General features: G+C 54.1%; 1 protein-coding gene. It reads right to left on the reverse strand.

The features are described 5' to 3' along the window. A partial coding sequence (locus B3Q33_RS13490; protein ID WP_286828035.1) for an IS3 family transposase occupies nucleotides 1-614 on the reverse strand: 614 nt, incomplete at its 3' end.

Consider the following 614-nt stretch of genomic DNA (forward strand, 5'->3'; position numbering starts at 1 on the left):
AGAACCGCTCGCAACTCTTGCTCATCCTTAAACGATACGCCATGGATCACTTCAGCCTTCATACTATGGAAGAAGGACTCCATATGCGCATTGTCCGTGCATTGCTTAGGCCGATTCATACTGGGTCTGATGCCGTGCCTGCCTAGCTCGTTCTGGATCAAGTACGCGCCATACTCCACACCACGATCCGTATGGAATATTAGACCGGAAGACGGCCTACGCACCCGCAAAGCATGACGCAAGGCCCTCAGGGTCAAAGCCGCTGTTTTCCTCTCTCCCAGCGACCAACCAATCACCTTCCTAGAATAGACATCAAGCACAACCGCCAGGTACCGCCATTGTCGATTAACCTTGATATAAGTGAGATCCGCTACCCACTGCTGATTTACCCCGTTTGGTGCCGGCATATTCAGGCGTAGATTCTTGTGACGTTGATAGAATCGCCCCACGCCCGGCACCCTGCGGTACAGTTTTGCTACTCGCCCTACCAGCGAAGCATCTCTCATCAGCCTCTCAACACGCTTGCGGCCAACCCGTACACCTTGATAGCGCAAAGCCTGATGCACTCTCGGACTACCATAGACGCCCCGGCAATCCTCATGGATCCGGCGCAC

Source organism: Alcanivorax sp. UBA3183, from assembly GCF_002364155.1.
Classification (GTDB): domain Bacteria; phylum Pseudomonadota; class Gammaproteobacteria; order Pseudomonadales; family Alcanivoracaceae; genus Alcanivorax; species Alcanivorax jadensis.